Consider the following 22,124-nt stretch of genomic DNA (forward strand, 5'->3'; position numbering starts at 1 on the left):
GATTGGGTCGAATTTTCGGTTCTGACACCCTGGTATGATGAAATAACGTTACTGAGGTTCGTTAAAGTTTGCCGTTCACATCGAATCTACTTCTTAAGACGCGTCAGATTCGTTAGCGCTTTGAGTGAGGAGGAAACTCACTTTTGGATCGGCCCATTACTTGTGCATTAATAACTGTTCGACGTACTCAATGCAAGTTCGTTGATTTTAACTTCCGGGTTACTTACCACCTGTTGAATCATGGAAATAAAGTGTTTTTGAATCTGTTCAACGGTAGATGGGTCATACACATTGGCATTATACATCAATATGATCTTCATATTTTCATGAGGCTTGACGATCAAAGTAAAATCAAAACTATTATGTTCTGTACCCCCAACATTCATAATCTCAAGCGGTGATTCACCTTTCTGACCCAGACTCTCCATTCGGTTCTCTACCGGGAAGTTCTGATATACAACAACATGGTTAATCAGAGATTGTTTTTGCTTGGTCAGATTTTGAATATCATATAACGAATACGTATCATATGCATGTGACTCCACAGCTTGTGCCTGATTCCTTTTCATTAGAGATATAAATGACTCATCGACCTGAGCCTGGATACGAACAGGAATCGCATTAATAAATAATCCAATCATGCTTTCGATCCCAGGAATGACAGGTGGTCTGCCCGATACCACACTTCCGAATACAACATCGTTGCTTTCATTGTATTGCTGCAACAATACACCCCAGACCGTCTGCACTAACGTATGGAGAGTAACATGCTGCTGTTCCGCAATCTGTTTCATTTGCTCGATTAGTACATCATCCAAATAACAGTTTAACGTTCTGGAATCCTGTCTTTCATGTTTCGGTTTGATTTTTTCTCCAGGCAATTTCGTTTGTCCTTCATAACCCTTCAGGTAATGAGTCCAATACGTTATTGCACCTTGATGATCTTGCTGTTCCAGCCATTCAATGAATTGACTATAAGGTGTTAATAGAGTCAATTGAGGCTTTCTATTCTCCCGAATCGCAAAGTAATTCTCGAATATTTCCTTGCTTACCAGAGACATACACCAGCCGTCCATCAAAATATGGTGAAAACTCCATATGACGCGGTATTCCTCATGGTTTGTTCGTAAAACAGACATACGTATTAGCGAATCTCGTTGTAAGTCAAATCCTCTTGCCTTGTCCTGCTCGATATACTCGTCAACATACGATTTACGTTGCAGCTCACTTGTGCCAGCTACAACTTCATAGTTAAATTCAAATTTCTTCTCTTGATACACGATTTGAAGAGGGATGTCCACGAAATCACTGTAAAAATTAGTTCTTAATATCGCATGCCTTTGCATTAATTGATCCAAACTTTGCGCAAAAGAGGTAACATCCAAATCTCCACGCATATCAAACATGATTTGTACAAAGTAAGCGCCCGAAATCGGATTCCGTTCACTTTCGTACAACATTTCCTTCTGTAATGGTGTAAGTGGGTACACATTTTCAATTTGGCCGATGTGCCCAGTTTGTTCCACAATTTGATCCAATTGATCAATGGTTAATGACTTGCATGAAATATCACTTGGCGTCAGCTCGGTTTGTTCCTTCGTTACACAATGTTCAACGACTCTATTAAGACCTTCCTTATAGAGAAAAGCCAATTGCTCCATCGTTTCCCGGCGATATTGTTTTGAACTATAGTTAATGGACAGCGACAACCGACCCTCTGTAACGATGCCATTGATATTCAGCACAAAAGGTCTCTTGTTGTTTTCACTTACGGATGGCCCGCTGGAAAAAGGCGAGAATTTAATGCCATCTTGGCCCGAATCCTGATTCACCTGTCCCATATAGTTGAAACTAATTTCGGGATTTTTCGCTAACTTGAATCCTTCATTTCCATGTGACAAATACCTCGAAATCCCGTAACCAATGCCCTTGGTTGGAATCTGGCGCAGTCCTTCCTTGACGGCCTTAATCTTCCTTGATAAGTCAGCCCCGGACTCCATCGTAATCATAACGGGGTACATGCTCGTAAACCATCCCACTGTACGCGTAATGTCCAGCTCTGGCAGGATGTCTTCTCTACCATGCCCTTCCAGATTTACGAGGATTTCTCCCATGCCTGTCCAATCATGAACAGCCATTCCTAATGCGGTTAGCAATATATCATTAATTTCCGTATGGTACGCATGATGTGTTTGCTTTAATAATTGCTCGGTTTCCGCTGCGGTCCAATGAATGGTGATCGTTTCACTATCTTTGCCAATCGTCTCATCACAATCCATATCTTTTGGCAGCGGGCTTAGCTGGGCCTGCTCCACACGACTCCAGTATGGATTCTCTTGCTTCATCGCCGGGCTGTCTGCAAACGTAGACAATTGTTCTGCCCATTGTTTAAACGAGGTCGTTTTTTGAGGAAGCCGGATTTCTTCGCCTCTTAAGAACTGGTCTTGCCCTGTCTGAATATCTTCATATAAAATACGCCATGAAACCCCGTCTACCAACAAATGATGAATGGCAATAAGCAGGTGATCCCCTTCAGCACATTGGAACAACCCAAGTTTGATCAAAGGTCCGTGAGACAGATCCATACCACTCTGAATTTCTTTTGCTTTATTTTCAATGAACGATGCTGGATCTGCTTCAGTTTTGAGGTCAACGATTTCAAGGCTGTATAATCCATCTTCGTCTGCCCCTCGATTCCACGCTTCATATCCGCCCTCAGGCGCTTGTCGATAAAGGATGCGGAGAGCATCATGCTGTTTCACGATCTTATCCATGATGCTGTGAATGAAGCGGACATCAAACCCTTTTTCACGAAAGAACATCATTTCCTGATTGTAATGATGTGCGTCTACCATATTTTGATCAAAGAACCAGCGCTGAACAGGTGTCAGCATCACTTGTCCCGTAACTTCCCCTTGGTCAGAAATAGTGCTCACGGAAGTAACGTGTTCACTCAACTCCGCTACTGTCGGATAGGTGAAGAAATGCTTCATTTCCACTTTATACCCTGCTTGAAGCAGTCGTGAGGAAACTTGAATACATTTAATCGAATCGCCTCCGAGTTCAAAGAAATGATCTGATGTGCTAACCTTTTGAACACCAAGCACAGCTTCCCAGGCAACGACGATCGCTTGTTCTACAGCGTTCTGCGGCGCCATATACTCGGTCCCTTTTTGCATATGTTCTTGTGGAGATGGCAATGCCTTACGGTCAACCTTCCCATTGGAAGTTAACGGTATATGCTCTAATTGAACAAAATAAGACGGGATCATATAATCCGGAATTTCATGAGATAATGCCATTCTGATTTTCTTCGCTGTCAGTGAGCTGTCGCCTTTCCAATACGCACACAACTGCTTCGAACCATCCTTATGCTCACGGGCAATAACGACTGCTTCCTGAATGGAGTCTATTTGCAAGAGCGCAGTTTCCACTTCGCCAAGCTCAATTCGGTAACCGCGAATTTTCACTTGATGATCGATTCGTCCCAGATATTCAATATTTCCATCCGACAGCCATCTTGCGGCATCTCCTGTGCGATACATTTTCCCTTTTGTAATCCAGGGATGATCAACAAATTTCTCTGCGGTTAAATCAGGCCGGTTCAGATAACCTCTGGCAAGGCCCTCACCTGCTACAACTAATTCTCCCTGAACACCGATCGGTTGAATACGTTGATGTTTATCCAAAATATAGGTCTGCAACGTTGGGATTGGTTTTCCAATATTGCTCTTTCCAGCATGTATTTCAATGTCGGTTATTTCCTTATAAGTTACATGAACCGTTGTTTCGGTTATTCCATACATATTAATTAACTGGATAAATGGATATTTCAGCTTCCATTCCTTCAATAACACGGGATTGAGGGCTTCTCCTCCAAAAATCACTTTTCTTAATTTCAGATCTGCTGCATGACCTGCCAGTTCTTCCTGAAGAAGATGATAGAAATACGTTGGCGTTTGATTCAATATCGTCACTTGCTCGTTTTTTAACAATTGTAGAAATTGTTCCGGACTTTTTGCCGTCATTTGAGGTACGATAACCAGTTTTCCGCCATAGAGCAATGCCCCGTACATTTCCCATACCGAAAAATCAAAACAAAAGGAATGGAATAATGTCCATGTATCTGATGCATTAAAATCAAACAAATTTTTACTATTGAACAACAATCGCACCACATTTTTATGTTCAATACATGTCCCTTTTGGTTTTCCTGTCGTTCCTGAGGTATAAATTACATATGCCAGGCCTGTTGGTGTAGCAGTCATTCCCAAATTGGAATGATCTTCATGATAGGACTCAAGTAAATCCAGGCAAACGACCTCTCCTGCAAAAGAGATGCGTTCTTGCAAATGACTTTGCAATAATAATACATGTACACCCGAATCCTCAAGCATGTAGTTTATACGATCCTCCGGATATTCAGGATCAATCGGCACGTATGCGCCACCCGCTTTCAAAATCGCAAGGATTCCTACAACCATGTCTAGCGAACGATCAGCGATGATCCCGATTAACTGATCATTTTGAATGCCTTTAGCCTTCAACGTTCTTGCCAATTGGTTGGCTTTCTCGTTCAGCGTTTGATAGGTTAAATGTCGATCATCATATACAACCGCAACGTTTTCGGGAGTTCTTACTGCTTGTTCCTCAAACAGTCCATGAATTGTCTTGTCCATTGGATATTCAGCCATAGAATCATTAAACTGTTCCAAAATTTGTGTTTTCTCCTGTGTTGTGGTCAAGTCAATGTCATGGATCGGAATATTCGGATTGTTGACCACTTGCTCCAACATCTGAATCAAGTGACCTTGAATGCGTTCTACACTTGCCCGGTCATAGACATTAGCATTGTAATAGAACATACATTTCATGGATTGGCCTGGTTTGATAATCAGGTTAAAGTCATAATTTGTTTGTTCATCTGCTTCTACATTCGTAATCCGAAGAGCTGTCTCTTCCTCATCCCCAAACTGTTCCATAATGCCCTGTACAGGATAATTTTCGAATATCAGGATATGATCAATCAAATTTTGCTTTTGCGATGTTTCCGCTTGAATCTCGTATAACGGATACGTGTCATGTGGATGCGAAGCGACAGCTTGTTCCTGATTCCGCTTCATAACCGCTGTAAATGTCTCGTTACCTTGAGTCTGAACGCGTACAGGAATGGTATTGATGAATAAACCAATGATTCGCTCAACTCCAACAATCGCCGCAGGTCTGCCCGACACCACGCTTCCGAATACAACATCCTCACTGCCGTTATATATCTGTAGCAACATTCCCCAGGCTGTTTGCATAAACGTATTCAGCGTCACCTGATTCTGACTGGCCACTTGTGCGATTTGTCCGGTTAATTCCTGACTTAATGTACAAATCATATGCTCTGAATGATATTCATCACTCTTCGTAATCGAATGTTCTTTTGGCAAAGTGGTCTGCTCATCATAACCTTGCAGATAGTCACGCCAGTATTTCAGGGATTCTTCATGATCTTGGTTGTCCAGCCATTCAATATAGTGTTTGTATGGAATCGTACTCTTTGCCTCCAGTTTTCGTTGTTCCTGAATAGCAAAGTATCCATCAAACAACTCCTGGATTACAAGAGACAGGCACCAGCCATCCATCAAAATATGATGATAATTCCAAATGAAACGATAGGTTTGGTCATGCGTTTGCAAGATCGAAATACGCATTAACACATCCTGAGACAGGTCGAAACCTTTTATTTTATCTGCTCTTGTATATTCTGCCACGTATGCTTCACGATCTTTTTCATTCATCTCACGCAAATCTTCGTATGTTAGCCCATTCCGTTTATGACGGTATACCACTTGCAGGGGTCCATTCTTCCATTTGCTATGAAAATTTGTTCTGAGAATCGAATTACGCTGCATCAACTGATCCAGACTCTTCGTAAAAGCTTCCACGTCTAACGGACCATGAAGATCCAGTGTGGTTTGAAGGAAATACGCTTCAGACTTTGAATGAAGCAAATGATGAAAGAACATCCCATTTTGCATCGGTGACAAAGCATATATATCTTCGATTTCACCAATGTGTTTCGATTCTTGAACAAATCCTTCTAATTCTTCAATCGTAATCCCTTTTAATGTTAGATCACTTGGTGTACATTCCGGCTTTTCTTTTGTTACACAATGCATCACGATTTCTTGCAGATGATCTCTAAAATATGTTGCCACTCGCTCTATCGTTTCTTTTTGATATTGTGTGCGACTATACCGAAGTGACAACGTCAATTTGCCTTCTACAATTAAGGCATTCATATCGATAAGAACATTTCTTCTGTGATTGCCGCTTGCTGTTACTCCGCCTGGATAGGGAGAGATCTGCATCCCGCTATTCTGAAGATCCTGATCAAATTGTCCCAAATAGTTAAAACTAATTTCAGGATTCAAGGTAAAGGGCGTTTCTTGCTGATGTGCACTTAAATATCGTAAAATACCATAACCAATCCCTTTTTTAGGGATTTGACGAATCATTTCTTTGTTGGTTTTGATGAAAAGAGACATATTTGAACTTGCTTCCATATCAAGTACAACCGGATACTGGCTCGTAAACCATCCGATCGTTCGTGTAATATCGAGATCCGGTAAAATTTGTTCTCTTCCATGTCCCTCCAGATTGACCAGCACTTTATCCATGCCCGTCCATTGGTGAATAGACATGCCTAATGCATGGAGCAGCAAATCGCTAATCTCCGTTTTATACGCACGATTCGCTTGTTTTAATAATTGTTCCGTTTCTGCCGCTGACCATTCCATCGTGATTTCTTCGCTGTCTTTTTCCAGTGCATGATCCGCTTTAAAATCTGTAGGTAACGGCTTATAGGTTGCTTGTTCAATTTCATTCCAATAGGCTAGCTCTTGCGTTATCGCATCACTGTTCGCATACAACTGGAGCTGTTCTGCCCATAATTGGAAGGAAGCCGTTTTTTGCGGTAGTTGAATGGATTCTCCCTCACTTAATTGTTCATATCCTCTCGATAGGTCTTCGATCAAAATTCGCCATGAAACCCCGTCGATGACGAGATGATGAATAACGATGAGTAAATGATCTCCGTCTGCACATCGAAATAAGCCCAGCTTCATCAAGGGCCCACGTTCCAACGTAAACGTGCTTTGCATTTCATTTGCCTTCTTATCGATTTCTTGAGACGGATCTGCTAATGACTTGAAGTTCATCACTTCAAGTGTATATAAGGGTTCCCTTGCCAACCCTTCATTCCACGCTTCATACCTCTGCTCCGTATGGCGATATACCATACGAAGTGCATCATGATGCTCACTCAGTTTATCGAATACACCGCGAAGTGTGGCTTCGTGAAAACCTTCTTTCCGATACAACATCACGGACTGATTATAATGATGAGCGTCCACCTTGTATTGCTCAAAAAACCAATGCTGGATTGGAGTCAGCATCACTTTTCCAGTGATGATTCCCTGTTCTGACAGGGTACTTATGGGTTGAACATAGGGAATCAAGCTTGCTATGGTTGGATTTTTAAACAGATGATCCATCTGCACCTGGTAACCTGCTTGATATAACCTCGAAGAAACTTGAATGGATTTAATCGAATCTCCTCCAAGCTCGAAGAAATTATCCAAAATCCCGATGTTCTCTACCCCAAGTACCTCTTCCCAGATCGATACAAGTTGTTGTTCCACCATCGTTCGGGGTGCTTCGTACTCCATGCCCTTCAACATATGTTCTTTGGGAGCAGGCAAAGCTTTGCGATCGATTTTCCCGTTAGACGTGAGCGGCATCTGATCCAGCTGTACAAAATAGGACGGAATCATGTAGTTTGGCAACTGCTGGGACAGCGCCTCCCGCAGTTCCCCGATCGTGATTGCATCCTCTCCTACCAGGTACGCACATAATTGTTTGGTTCCCGTTTCATCTTCTCTGGCTATGACGATGGCCTCTTTTATCTGGGTACTATTTAGAAGAGCCGTCTCCACTTCACCAAGTTCAATCCGGTGTCCACGAATTTTCTCTTGATGATCTACCCTTCCTATATACTCTATGTTCCCATCGGGCAGCCATCTTGCGAAGTCACCTGTCTTGTACATTTTTGCTCCCGAAACAAATGGATCATCCACGAATTTCTCCGCAGTCAGATCTGGACGGTTCAAGTAACCTCTGGATAGCCCTGCTCCGGCTACACATAATTCTCCCTGAACTCCAATAGGCTGCAATTCATTCCGTTCTCCTAAAATGTAGACTCTATTGTTCGCAATAGGCTTCCCGATTGAGATATTTTGACCTGCCGACTTGATCGACAGAACTGTGGATACAACACTATTTTCAGTTGGACCGTATTCATTACACACTTCGATGCGTGGATTGATGCGCTGCAATTTGTGTATTAAGGCAGGAACAATCTTCTCTCCCGCAGCCACCACATTTTTCATGGATGCCCAATCTTCCGCGCTTACTTGTTCCAATAGCGTCATCAAGAAACTGGGTGGACTTTGGATGTGCGTGATTTGCTGTTTTTTGACCATCGTATTGATGGCTATAGCATCTTTACACTGTTGCTGGTTTAACAAATACACTGTGGAGCCAGATATCATCGGACCAAAGAAATGAGTAATAAATGAATCAAAAACGAATGGATTCAGCATTATTACCCGATCATCTCCGGTAAAATGATAAAAATCCGATTTCCATTGCAGGGAATTCACAATGCTGGCATGTTCAATCATTACGCCTTTGGGATGACCTGTTGTTCCAGACGTGTAGATCATGTATGCCAAATCACTGGAGATCGCTCCATCGTCCAAATTTAAATGATCATCATAATGATTTATTTCAGAATCCAGAATGACACATGTCCCTGCAAAATGTTCAGGTTCCTGTATATGACTTTGATGCAGCAACCAAGCCACTTTTGAATCCTCAAGGATGTAATGAATACGGTCTGCCGGATATTCCGGATCGATTGGGACATATGCCCCGCCAGCTTTTAGAATACCGAATAAACCTATGATCATCTCAAGTGAGCGCTCTGCCATAATGCCAACGAACTGACCCGCCTGCACCCCCTTAGCTTGAAGCAATCGGGCCAATTGGTTGGATTTTTGATTTAACTCTCTGTATGTTAACTGTCTATTCTCAAATACGACTGCCGGATGGTCCGGTGTTCGTTCCACCTGTTCTTCAAATAATTGATGCATCGTTTTGTTCTGTGGATACCCCACCCTTGTATCGTTAAAGTCATATAACAGCTTGTTTCGATGAAACTCTGATAACATATCAACTTGACTTAACTCCAGATCAGGCTGGTTTAGAACTACGGAAAACAATTGGTCAAGATGCTCTACAATTTGTACCATATAATCGCGATCATAACGATCATCATCATAAACTAATCTTAACTGAATGAAGTCGTTCTCGAGATCAAAGTGGAACATTGTCGCCGCTTTTACGTTATTTTCATCAAGGGCAGGATGAATTTCATTTAACGAAACCAAGGTATGAATTAGAGGTACATGGTTCGAATCATACTGAACATTTAAACGTTCAACCATTTTTCTGAAAGGGATTCGTTGATGCTGAACGGCTTCAGTTAAACTTGCCTTCACTTGATTAAATACGGATTTGAATGACATCACATGATTGATATTATTTTTTAAGATAAGAACCTTATTCGAGAGCGATAGATCATTGTTCTTTTCTTCCATCGTTGGTATACCAATAATCATCTTGGTTTCATTCGTGTATTTATATAACAGACACTGAACTCCCGTTAATAAGATCGTATATATCGCCATAGGAGCATTTCGCGACATGGACTTGATTTTATGTGAAACATCGGCTGACAAAGACTTATATATATCATTCTGGTGCTGCGTATCGTCTGGGTGTTTGGAGGTTGTCTTGCAATAAGGCAAATGAACAAGATGATCATCATCTTCAAATCGGCTTGCCCAATACGATTCCTGTTTCTTGAAAATAGACATACGGCACCCCGATCACATTTATATTTTTAGTTATTTTAGAAATCTACTTCAATTAGATCCGCCAGCGTATCCCCATCTATTAATTCTTCAACCAATTGAATCTTGTTGATTTCAATATGAGGGTCTTTGGCAATGGTTGTTAATATGACCAACAGATTTTGTGACATCGCTTCAATCGTTGTTTTCTCAAATAAAATCGTACTGTATTCAAAGGCCACTTCTAACTTGTGTTGCAATTCGGTAACATACAACGTTAAATCGAATTTGGATACTCTCGTGTTTGGTGCATAAGGCTTACAGGTTACTCCATCCATCTGAATCTCTGAAGCATCTGTATTCTGCAATACAAACATGGTGTCAAACAACGGATTCCGCCGAGCATCTTTGGTTATATTCACTTTCTCGATCAATTCCTCAAACGGATAATCCTGATTCTCATATGCGTTCAACATATTTTCTTTCACTTCCAGCAGATACTGCGTAAAAGTTTTATCCCCCGCAGGATAATTTCGAATAGCCAGTGTATTCACAAACATCCCCATAACCGGCTCAAGCTCAGCATGTGTCCTTCCTGCAATCGGCGTGCCCACGATGATATCTTCTTGTCCGCTGTATTTAGACAACAGAATGGTATAGGCTGCTAATAGAATCATATATAACGTTGTTCCTGTCAGAGCTTCCATGTTCCTTAAGCCTGGAAGGATGTCTTCCTCCAAAACAATGTCCAATACATCTCCCGCATAGCTTAGGGTTTCAGGTCTTTCATAGTCTGTTGGCAGATCCAATAGCGGGATACTTTCAGCAAACACAGTAAGCCAATACTTCTCCTGCTTTTTCATCCGCTCACTATGAAGTTGCATTTGCTGCCATTCAGCATAGTCCTTATACTGAATTCGAAGAGGAGATAGCTCCTCTCCCTTGTAGAACTGGCTAAGTTCAGTCATCAGAAGATGCACGGATAGTCCGTCTGCAATGATGTGGTGGAGATCTACCAGCAATACATGACGCTCCTGCTGAAGTTCAATAAGTCCCACCCTCATAAGAGGTGCTTGCCCGAGATCAAATGTGCGAACAAACTGTTCAATTCGATCTTCGATCTCTACTTCCGTTGACTCGATCAATTCAATTCCAAAGTTAACTTTAGGGTATACGATCTGTTTTGGTTCTCCGTGTATGACTTTGAATCCAGTCCGAAGCGATTCATGACGATGAATCAATTGTTGGAATGCTTCTTCCAATCTGGTCCGATCAAGCGATCCTTCCAACATAAACATACCTGACATGTTGTACATGAGTTCCTTGCCAGCTTTGATGCTCATAATGTACATTCTCATTTGCGCCGAAGAAATAGGATAATATTCTTTTTCCTCCACTTGAGGAATGGAAACTGATACTTCCTGTTCCATTTGTTCAATAGATTGAGCCATCTGTTCAATGGTCTGCCATTCAAAGACGTTTCTTACCGATATGTGGATATTCAGCTTTTGATTGATTTTGGCGGCCAGCTTGGTCGCACGTAAAGAGTTGCCTCCTACATCAAAAAAACTGTCTTTTACACTGATTTTTTTCACGGTAAGCACATCCTGCCAAATAGGCAACAACTGTTTTTCCACCCCAGTTCGGGGTTCTATATATTCACTTCCCGTTTGTATGTTCTCTTCTGGACTCGGAAGCGATTTGCGATCGATTTTCCCGTTCGCTGTGAGAGGCATGTGATCCAATTGTATAAAGTAAGCTGGAACCATGTAATTCGGCAACACTTTAGAGAGGCTTTGTTTTAACTCTCCCACCGTCAGCGTGGAATCCGCTGTAAAGTATGCACATAATGATTTGTCCCCGTGATCATCCTCATGTGCAACGACGATAACTTCTTTCACGCACTCTAGATCTAACAGCGTTGCTTCGACTTCTCCTACTTCGATCCGATATCCGCGAATCTTAATTTGGTGATCCATTCTTCCCAGATACTCGATATGCCCATCGGGAAGCCATCTCACCAAATCTCCCGTTTTGTACATTGTCGCTCCCTGGACAAACGGATCACGTACAAATTTTTCTGCTGTCAGCTCAGGTAAATTCAAGTATCCTCTACCAACCCCATCACCAGAGATACATAATTCCCCTACGACGCCTACAGGCTGAACTTTGCCATGTTTGTTCAATACATACAGGCGATTATTTCCTAATGTTCGACCAATCGGTAGGTGAGCTCGTTGATTCGCTGTATCCAGGTGTTCTGGAAGTACACGGTATGTCGCAACATCCACACAACATTCTGTTGGACCGTACACATTAATTATGGCTGGCGGCGTTATATGATTGAGAGCAAATAATGATGTGATATCATTTACACTTTGCTGAGAAAGAGCTTCACCGCCAATGAGCATATATTTTAGCGATATGCCTTGAACGTTTTTTGCCTTCGAAAGCAATTTCAGGTGCGCAGGTGTTCCGTCCGTCAAATCAATTTGGTGGTGCTGATAATAATTCATTAAATCTTGTCCATCCAGTACCGTGTCCTTGTCTACAATAAACAAGGCATGTCCTGACAGCAGTGCGCCAAAAATCTGCTTCACAGATGCGTCGAAATAGTAAGGCGCAAGTAAAGCGACATGCAAACCGCTAAGCTGATCATCTATAACTTGACTGTACAACGCTTTAACCAAGTGATGAACCTGACGATGTTCGATCATTACACCTTTTGGCATGCCTGTTGTGCCTGAAGTATAGATCATATAAGCCAACTGTTCGGAATTCCCCGCTGGTTCCAGATTCGACAGATTAGCTGCATAGGTTTCTTCATCGTTCAAATCAATCATTTTTCCATTAAACGATACCAACTGCTTCAAATGCTCCTGCGTGACTAACAACGTTGTCCCCGAATCATGCAGGATGTACCGGATACGCTCTTCAGGAGAATCCGGATCAATCGGTACATACGCCCCGCCTGCTTTTAGAATGCCAAAGATGCCAACGATCATATCAATCGAACGATCTGTCAGAATACCTACAAATTGATCCTGCTGCACTCCCTCAGCTCTAAGCGTATATGCCAACTGATTCGCCCGTTCATTCAATTGACGATACGTCCATCGCTCATTTCCAAAACTAACAGCCAATTGATCAGGTGTCCGTTCCACCTGTGCTTCGAATAACTCCTGTATGGTCTGATCCCGGGAATATTCTATGTTGGTATCATTAAAGTCATATAAAAGAACGTCCTGCTCATGTTCAGACAGCATTTGAATATCGGACAAGGCAATATCAGGTTCGATCACAATGTCTCTGAGGATGTTGAACAGATGTGTTTTCATTCTGTCGATGGTATCCCGTTCAAACAGCTCCGTCTTGTAATTAAAGTGCATTTCCAGACACTCGTTATCATCCTCAACGATGAACATCAGATCATACAACGATACACCGACATTTAATTCTCTAACTTTAAAGCTGCAATCCTGTTCTTGCCGTTGATTCAACGCGGTATTTAAGAAGATATACATCGTATTAAAAAGTGCTGTCCCAGTGGTATCCCGATGTGTGTTTAATTTCTCTACAAGATTGTCAAAAAGATAGTCCTGATTATCCAATGCATCCAGGGATTGTTTTTTAATTTCTTCGAGATAGGATCGAAACGACTTATTCCCCACCGGCTGTGAGCGAATCGCTACCGTCTGGATAAAGACACCTATCATATTCTCGACATCCGGATGGTTTCTTCCTGATGTTGGCGTGCCTACAATCATATCTTCTTGTGCTGTGTATTGATGAATCAGCACATTATACGCTGCCAATAACACCATAAACATCGTAGTTCCCGTTTGTTTCGCAAGCTTTTCCAGCGACTGCTTCAAATGCTGATCCAACACAAATGACAATCTTGAACCTGCCGAAGTCAAATGAGGTGTCCGAACAAAATCAGTAGGCAGATTAAGGTTCGGGAGTTCTCCTTTGAATTGATCCAGCCAATATTTTTCTTGCTGCTTATAAGACTCCCCCGCCAGAAATTCTTTCTGCCAAGCTGTAAAGTCTTTGTATTCAATCTCAATGTCCGACATGCTTCTTCCGTCATACACATCGATCAGTTCATTCGCAAGAATGCCAACGGAATATCCGTCCGATATAATATGATGCATCTCGATGAGAATCTCTGCATGATCATCGTTTACACGAATGAATTCGGCACGTATTAATGGCGCTTTGGAGCAATCAAATGGTTTGGCAAACGCCTTAACATGTTGTTCGAATGAAGCAGAACTTTCCTGAGATCGTTTCACTTCAAAATCAATCGTTGGAGCAATACGCTGGTAAAGCTCTCCATCCATCAGATGGAAACTGGTGCGAAAAGCTTCGTGACGGTGCACGATTTGTTCCAATGACGAAATCAATTTAGCTTCATCGATATTTCCTGTGACCGTAATATGGCCGCACATGTTCTGAAACACACTATTCGGCTCAAATTGATCCAAAAAGTAGATCCGCTGTTGTGCAGATGATGTCTCATAGAATTCCTTGACGTCCAATGCCTTAATCGGAATGAATGTTTCCTCGTTCTCGCCTGTAATCAGACTGGCCAGCTGCTTCAGACGTTGATTTTGGAAGAATTGAACGATTGAAATTTTGTGTTGAAACTGTTCATGTACCTTGGATAGCATTACTGTCGCCTTGAGCGAGTTACCTCCGAGATCAAAAAAGTGATCATGTCTCCCCACTTGATCGAGGGATAATACGTCCTCCCAGATCAAAGCCAGCTTTTTCTCCACGTCATTGACTGGAGACTCGAATATGGCTGCATGATTAACGTGAGGAAGACGCTCCGTAACAAACCGATTATATATTTCCTGTAATTGGTCCTGTTGCTCGGATGAGAACAACGTCAAAGACGAAATTTCAGCCTCTGGATGACTCACCATTTTTTGCAGCAAACCCTTAAATCCTTCAGACCACAATTTCATCATCTCAGGTCCAATAAGCTCGGTATTGTAATCAAAATCCAGGTACAATTCATGGCTAACATCCGTAATATTAAGAAATAAATCGTAAGAAATATGTTTGATCGGATACGACATGAATCCAGTCTTGATATTTTCAAATTGGAGATGATGAATCGTTCTGTCCATATTGAATAAAATCCGGGTATCCGGTGCAGGCATATGAGCAAGCTGTTCGGATACGAGGGTCAATGGAACATGCTGATGCTTCATGACTAGAGCCAGCGTTTCCTTGAGCTCAAGGACATGGTCTACAACGGATTGCTTCGTTAACAAGGCATGATGAACAGGCACAATGTTGACACAGTTGCCAATGAGCGCATTTTTTCGCATATGAGACTGACCCGCTGTAGGCACGCCGATGACAAGGTGAGACTGCCCTGTTAGTTGATGCAAATATAAATGAAACGCTGCAAACATCGTTACAAACAAACTGCTCTTATTATTGATGCTTAACGTTCGCAAAGACTCTGTTAATTGATGATCCAGCTTGATGGAATATCTTTCACCGTCATATCCCTTGGGCACATCATCGGACGGTGCCGTTGGAAGTGTAATGTTGGGATAGGATAAGGAAAATTGTTCTTTCCAGAACTGGACTCCTTCGGTAAATGAGCCTTTTTCATGTTCAAGTCGTTGCCAGCTTAAATACGCTCGGAATGGAGTGGCTTCAGGTAATTGAACCGGAACTCCTCGGACCAGAGCAGAATAGGTATGTTCCAACTCTTGAATGAATACTGCAATCGACCAGCCATCTACAACAATATGATGAAATGTCAGCACCATAAGGTATTGATCAGTTGCCTTTTTAAGCAAGGTGATTCTAAATAGAGGTTCCCCAGACTGTAAATCGAAGGCTTCATTTGCATCGGCAGATAACCAATTGGAAATTTCCCGTTCTTGATCCTCACCCGCATATGCTGAGAAATCCAACCATGTACATCGAAGTTCCATTTCGGATATGATTTGTTGTGTTTCACGATCGGCATGAATGACTGTTCTCAGAGCTTCATGACGCTGTGCGATTTGATTCACGGCCTGATCCAGTGTGGAAGGTTTTATTCCACCTGTCATTTTTAAAATAACACTCTGATTTAATGCAGCATTCGCATTTTCCCCATGTAATGAAGTTAACAATAATTGTTTTTGCTCTAAAGAGAGCGGATATTCCGAAACAGGCGATTCACCAGGGATAAACCCCCACTCGCGTAGTTCATGGATCGTCTCTTTCACGATTCTGATTATCGTATCCATGTCACCCATGGAATGCACAGTTGATATAAAACAGTTACGGCCTTCCCAAATATATAAACCTTTATAAATTAAATGGTAGAAGAATAATTCCATATCTCCAAATGATATAAATCGAAATAAAGATTCATAGTTCACCATTTGCATCGGTACATTCGCTGTTTTGAAAAACGCATTTAATTCTTTTACAAGATAATCTGTTTTTTCATTTAATTCCTTATATAAAGTTTCTGCTTCAGATTGAAGATACTGTAATACCGTTAACATCACTCTCATCGTAAGAGGGTGTGTACAGAAGGTTCCACCCACAAACGTTTTCTTATCTGCGTCGGAAGGGTAAGAACTATCACCAAAGTTCCAGGTTCCACCATCTACCGGATTCATAAATTCAGCTTTACCCGCGACTATGCCAATAGGCAGCCCGCCACCGACCACTTTCCCATACGTAACCAAATCTGCTTGAACCCCAAACCAATCTTGTGCCCCACCCAGACCAATTCTGAATCCAGTGATGACCTCATCGAAAATAAGTGCAATGCCAAACTGTTTCGTGATCTCTCTAAGTTCCCGTAAGAATTGTGTTGGCTGCATATCAGGTCTTCGACTTTGCACCGGCTCTACAAGCACAGCAGCCAATTCATCACCCAGGTTCTGAATCATATCCAGTGATTGCGGATGGTTATAATTAAGAATAATCAAATCATCCATTGAGCTTTGTACAATACCAGGAGCCATAGGCAGCGCAGACGATAAAGCATCCCCAGGATTTGCTACACCCAACACGCCGTCATGTGTACCGTGGTAAGATCCTGAAAATAATACAACTTTGGAACGCCCTGTTGCTGCCCTCGCTAAACGAAGTGCCACCATAACAGCTTCTGTTCCTGAATTATAAAATGCGACACGCTCTACACCCGTTAGCTCGGAAATTTTAGCTGCGACATCTCCTGCCAAGTCTGACATAGGGCCCAATGGAGGCAATTGTTCCTGGAGGCTGTCTGCTATTACATTTTGAATAAAAGCGGGATTATGACCAAATAGATTTACACCAAATCCCATCGTCAGATCCAAATACTCGTTCCCATCCAGATCCCATAACTTAGCTCCCTCTGCACGTGTTGAAATAATCGGATACACCATTTCCTTCCAATACGAGCGAAATCCGGACACATTGCGATTATTCGCATGAACCAAACGTGTTTGGTCTGTTTTTAATTTGGAGCCTTTGGTTCTTGCGGTATACTTTGTTACAAATTGTTCAATATACTGGTTCTGAAGCGCTGAGAATCCACTCTCTTCATGAATTTTCAACGATTGATACGGTATAAAAGGTTTTTTTTCTTCCTTCGATTCCGAATCCGGTTGGATCTTTTTGGGTTCGTTGGTTTTATTGATTTCATTCATTACCGGTGAAGCTTGAACTTTTGGGGTTTCATGATGTTTGGTTTCATGATGTTTCATCTCCAAAAGAGGCGATTGAACAGCATTCATTTGCTCGCCTAACAGCACATTCAAACTTTTTAATTGAGATTCCATGAGCTGAATGGCAGACATCACAATTTGTTCCGACACATTCCCTGATGATTTTGCCGTGTTTATATTGTTCACAGATGCCAGATTTCGTTGTTCAGTATGCTCCTGAACTGTTTGATTGTTTATATTTTCAGATACATCATGATGCTTTATATTCTCTGACACATATTTAACTAAGGAATTAATATTCGTAAGGGTTTCAAAAAACATTTCCATCGGGATATCCAAACGGAACAGCTCTGAGATCTCCTTCTGAATTTGCACAAGAATGATGGAATCCAATCCCATTTGGAGAAAATGAGCTTGATGATCCAGCTCTTCCAACTTCAGACCAGATGCACGACTGATGCTTGTTTTAATCTTTAATTCAATATCGTTTGTATTCATCTCCATTTGAACCTCATTCCTCTCTGACCTATGTTCCGCTGGTATCGTATGTTTGACTTCAATCCAACACCGCTTCTGCTCAAATGGATATAGAGGCAATGGAATTTTCCGAATGACTTCATGATTATAAAACCTTTCCCAATCAATCACTGCCCCCAGTGTAAATAACTGACCGAGTTCATTTAAAGATTCTGCCTTTCCCCGAGCATAAAGATGATCGCTAACAAGCGTTTTGTCTTTTTTGGCATAACCAAAATAAACATATGGCAGTTTACCTTCTCCGCTTGCAATTCGTTTCAATTTTTCATGTAATTCTTGTGTACTCGTGACTATGATGGCAAGCCGATAATCCAGATTAGCCCTTCCCGTACTGGCTGTATAACAGATTTGTTGAATGGAAACATCCGTGTGATCGGTTAGATATTCATGATACGTTCTGACCAATTCATCCAGCGCCCGTTCCGTGGCAGCAGACAGAACAAATAGATTAGGCTCTTGGGACATTCTTTTATCTACGGTTGGGGAAGGAACATATTCTTCGAGAACCACATGTGCATTGGTACCACTGAAACCAAAAGAACTAACCCCGCATCGTAATGGACCCTCTTTTTCACCAAAAGCCATTAATTCCTGATTCACATAAAAAGGTGAAGCTTCAAACTTAAGCAGGGGATTAGGCTTGTCAAAGTGAACCAATGGCGGAATCTTTCTATGTTGAAACATAAGAATAGATTTAATTAATCCAGCGATCCCCGCCGCTTCAAAACCATGTCCAATGTTAGCTTTGGCAGATCCGATTGCACAAAATTGTTTCCGATCCGTATATTTCTCAAAAGCTTTACGCAAAGCATTGAACTCAACCGGATCACCTAATTTTGTCCCTGTTCCATGTGCTTCAATAAAGTTAAGCGTATCAGGAGAAATGTCGGCTTCTTTCCATGCCTGTTCGATCACATTGGTCTGTGATTCCGGGTTAGGTGCTGTGATTCCTACCGTCTTGCCATCCTGATTAATCGCACTTCCCTTAATCACACCATAGATATGATCCCCGTCCTTAATCGCTTGCTGCATTGGCTTCAACATGACCGACCCAACACCTTCGCCAAATCCCGTGCCGTTGGCATCTTCGCTAAACGTTCTCGTCAATGCATCTGGAGATTCCATATCCAGTCCGATACTTATCGGTAATAATGCCGTTCGAATGCCTCCTGCGATTGCCATTTCACAGTCTCCGGCGAGCAATCCTTTACATGCCATGTGAACAGCAACAAGTGAAGAGGAACAAGCGGTATCAATCGTTAAGGCCGGGCCTTTTAAATTCAAGAAATATGCAATTCTGCTCGCCAGTACAGATGGTAAATTTCCAATGATATAATTTTTGAGTTCTGCGGGGTAACTCGCCGTCACGAGCCGTTCGTAATCATACCCAACTTTGGAATACCCCACGTACACGCCCACATTTCTTCCATTGATTCCTTCCCCTGCATACCCAGCATCTTCAATCGTATGCCATGCCGTTTGCAAGAACATCCTTTGATTCGGGTCCATAAATTGTGCAGTTTTTGGAGTTATGCCAAAGAAAGAATAGTCGAATTGATCAATTTGATCCAAGTAACCACCCTTGATCCATTGAACTTCGCTCATTCCACTTCGCATGGATTGTATATAATCCGCTGCGTCTTTTATCCGACTTTCCGGGTAGTCCCGAATGTTATGCGTTCCATTTTCCAAAACACGCCAAAAATCGCTTGCATTTGATGCACCAGGGAGATTCAAAGACATACCGATAATAGCAATATCTTTGGATGGCGTATGATCCTCTTGAGTTTTGTTGACTTGCATGGTCTCGCTGTAGCCTCTAGCCAGATATGCTGCCAATTCAGTTATCGAGGGATAGGTAAAGAGGTCCGTAACAGCAAGCTCTTCTCCGTATTTTTGTTCTATACGTTCAGCGATTTGGGCCAGCTGTAATGAAGTTGCACCCATATCAAAATAGCTATCCTCAAGGTCAACCTTTTTCCCAACCAGCACTTCAGAAAATAGTGAAGTTAATTCACGTTCTATGACTCGAACCGAAACAGCAGCCTTTTCTTTTGCCTTGTCATTGTCATTCTTGATCCAGTCATGGATGAATGCAGATTCTGTTGAGAATTTGCCTGCTTCATACTGCTTGGCTAACTGATACCGCTGGATTTTCCCACTTGTTGTTTTGGGTAATTTCTTGATGGGCAGTACCTCTTTGACACTCCATCCCCCATGTTTATATAGATGTCTTTTGATTTCTTTAACAAGCGGCAGGAAGTGTTCGATCTTTTTTTTGTACACGACAAACACAATTATTTCTTCACTTTGACTATTCGAATCATACACACCACAAGCAGCAACTCTTCCGAGTTCAACATCATCTAATTGTATGGCGACACGTTCAATGTCATGGGGATATACATTTTTACCATTGATAAAGATAATGTCTTTTTCCCGCCCTGTTACAACCAGTTTTCCGTTCATGATGAAACCCAGATCTCCTGTATTCACCCATCCGTCGTGCGTTAATAACTTCTCCGTTGCTAGTGAATTATTATAATAACCTTGGGTGACGTTATCCCCCTTGATTTGAATTTTTCCAATAACCAAATCGGGAACACTGTTCATTTCCTCATCGCAAATTCTAACATGGCAATAATCAATTGCTTCGCCAACGGCAACAAATGATGCCACATGTTCAGCATGTTTCTCGACTTCGATGACACGCTCCCCTAAGTTCAGATGATCCCGGTGAACGTACACCGCAGTAAATTCTTCTTCTACCTTGGGAAAGGAGACGGCAACAGAGGCCTCTGCTAATCCATATACGGTAAACATGGCTGTTTTCTTTAAGTGATATGCTGACAATACATTTAGGAATTCATCACACACTTCGGGTAATATAGGTTCCGCCCCATTATAAATGACTCTGACAGATGACAGATCCCATCCCTCCGCTTTGTCTTCGCGAAAGAAATTCAGGAAGTATTTATAACCAAAGTTAGGAGAAGACAGTATGGTTGCTTTGTGTTCATTTACTTTTTTCATCCATAGAATCGGTTTGCGAATAAATAATTCCGTTGGGAGCAAGTACTGATGAATTCCTGCCACGAGGGGTACGAGATGAAATCCAATCAAACCCATATCATGGGTAAGGGGCATCCAGGAGAGAAAACTATCGTTTGAACTAATTTGTGTGCCATTAATAGCAGCACAAGTATTATAAATCAGGTTTCGATGGGTGAGCATGACGCCTTTGGGATCACCAGTTGATCCAGAAGAAAATTGAATAAATGCCAAGTCATCAGACTGAGGTTCAACTATATTATTAATAGATTCATAATGATATATGGTATCTTGGATCAGATCCGTTCTGACTTCTAATTGATGATGGAAATCAAGCATGTCATGTTCCAAAACAAATCTCTTCATTTTATCCAGCACCTTCTCAGATGCAATCATGAAAGGGTTATTTAGCAAATTCCAAATACGGCATACTTTCAAGTTTTGTTCTTCATCTTCACCAATACTTACAGGGATAGGGATCATTCCACCGAGTATACAAGCCCAGAATGCGACTAAAAACCGTTTGTTTTCTTGAATCTGAAAAATAATCTCTTGTTTAGGTTTAATTCCGATGGCTTGTAGATAACCTAAATACCCTTGTGCCTCAGTAAATAATTGATGATAAGATATAAAAGTTTCACGTTTGTCCGCATCGATAAAACGAATACCGCGGTCGGTTATTTTACCTTTGTCGCGGATAATATCCACTAGTGTTTGAAACTGATTAGTATACATATCTCTCCTCCAAATGAATCATCTCTAACATGCTTATCTAATTATTTACACATATTTCAAGCAAAATTTTACCATAGAAATATATGTAAAATCAATCAGTTTATTGTTACTATATGGTAAAAAATAGAGATTGATTTATGGGTTATTGACA

At 41.7% G+C, this 22,124-nt stretch carries 2 protein-coding genes; both read right to left on the minus strand.

Features of this window, described 5'->3' with window-relative positions:
- Positions 1–167: 167 nt before the first annotated feature.
- Positions 168–9,989 (minus strand): amino acid adenylation domain-containing protein, encoded by a 9,822-nt coding sequence (locus MHI55_RS18780; protein ID WP_340386581.1) that lies wholly within the window; start codon positions 9,987–9,989, stop codon positions 168–170.
- A gap of 35 nt (positions 9,990–10,024) precedes the next feature.
- Positions 10,025–21,973 carry an amino acid adenylation domain-containing protein gene (locus tag MHI55_RS18785; RefSeq protein WP_340386582.1) on the minus strand — a complete coding sequence of 3,983 codons (11,949 nt, stop codon included), beginning with the start codon at positions 21,971–21,973 and terminating at the stop codon, positions 10,025–10,027.
- Between the last annotated feature and the right edge of the window lie 151 nt (positions 21,974–22,124).

The organism is Paenibacillus sp. FSL E2-0151 (genome assembly GCF_037993015.1).
GTDB lineage: Bacteria > Bacillota > Bacilli > Paenibacillales > Paenibacillaceae > Paenibacillus > Paenibacillus amylolyticus.

What these genes read in the sequence shown, in the direction of transcription:
- MHI55_RS18785 (WP_340386582.1), bottom strand. Translation starts at nt 21,973, where the DNA reads ATGTATACTAATCAGTTTCAAACACTAGTGGATATTATCCGCGACAAA.
- MHI55_RS18780 (WP_340386581.1), bottom strand. Translation starts at nt 9,989, where the DNA reads ATGTCTATTTTCAAGAAACAGGAATCGTATTGGGCAAGCCGATTTGAA.